Here is a 439-nt window from a genome sequence, read left to right on the forward strand (position 1 = left end):
GTAAAATTTGCTGCATGCATAGGTTGGGTAGCATCTGTAAAGTAGTGCGTGGCTACTCCTAAGTAATAGAAAGCTTTTTCATAGTCTTTATTTCGTAAATGTTCTCCAGATTCATAAAAGTATTTCTTACCTTGTGTAAGAGCCGTTGGATTTGTTTCTCCTCTATAATTTTCTTTAGTATCAGGATCATAAAAATGAGATTTCCATCCGCCTTTAAAAACGCCGCCTATTCCTGTTCCACCATCGTTAAACTCTGCATTATAATCTGCATCATATAATCCTTTAGAAAATAGATCCTTATATTGCGGATAATTTAAAAAGTCCACAGCCTGCTTATTTGCTTCAATATTAGATTCTGTTTTCATAATTTCAATAGCTTGTTTTGCAATCCATAAATGTGTACTTTTATCAGAATGATACGGAGCTTCTGCAGACCATC

1 protein-coding gene is annotated in these 439 nt (G+C 34.4%); it reads right to left on the reverse strand.

Annotated features, from left to right (window positions below):
• A partial coding sequence (locus JDS80_RS30740) for a zinc dependent phospholipase C family protein (RefSeq protein ID WP_199640823.1) occupies positions 1 to 439 on the reverse strand: 439 nt, incomplete at both ends.

The organism is Bacillus cereus group sp. N8, assembly GCF_016483685.1.
Lineage (GTDB): Bacteria > Bacillota > Bacilli > Bacillales > Bacillaceae_G > Bacillus_A > Bacillus_A proteolyticus.